The sequence below is a fragment of the Nocardiopsis sp. MG754419 genome (assembly GCF_018207095.1).
Lineage (GTDB): Bacteria > Actinomycetota > Actinomycetes > Streptosporangiales > Streptosporangiaceae > Nocardiopsis.
The window spans coordinates 1-430 of the sequence record NZ_QOCZ01000375.1 but is presented as its reverse complement, the minus strand read 5'-3'; the positions used below and the strand labels follow the sequence as shown (position 1 = coordinate 430).

Here is a 430-nt window from a genome sequence, read left to right as displayed (position 1 = left end):
CCGGGGGAGGCGATCAGATCGTCGTCACCGGGGGAGTCGGCCGACCCGTCGGTCCCGTCCGTCCCCTCGTCCTCCTCGGGACGGGCCGGTTCCGAGGGCGCGTCGGAACCGTCGGCCCGCACGTCGAGGACGACGATCTCGAAGGGGTCCTCGTCGGTGTCCAGGCCCGCCTCGGCGGCGAAGCCGACACCGGTGTCGAGCGTGACGCTGAACAGGCCGCGCTCGTCCACCTCGGTGGCGACGGTGTTGTCGGTGTCGAGGACGGCGGCTCCGTCGACCTCGTCGTCCCGGGTCACCTCGGCGGGAACGGCCCGCGTGGTGATCTCGATGCCGGTGCCGGGGGTGTGCCCGATCCCGGAGACCGTGACGGTGTCGCCCTCGGGGGCGAGCCCCTGGGTCCGGTTCACGGTGGTGGTGCGGGGGTGGGCGG

Annotated in this window: 1 pseudogene; it reads right to left on the bottom strand. The window is 74.0% G+C overall.

The features are described from left to right. Positions 1–430 (bottom strand): annotated as a pseudogene (locus DSY14_RS28180) (cell wall protein); the annotation flags it as partial.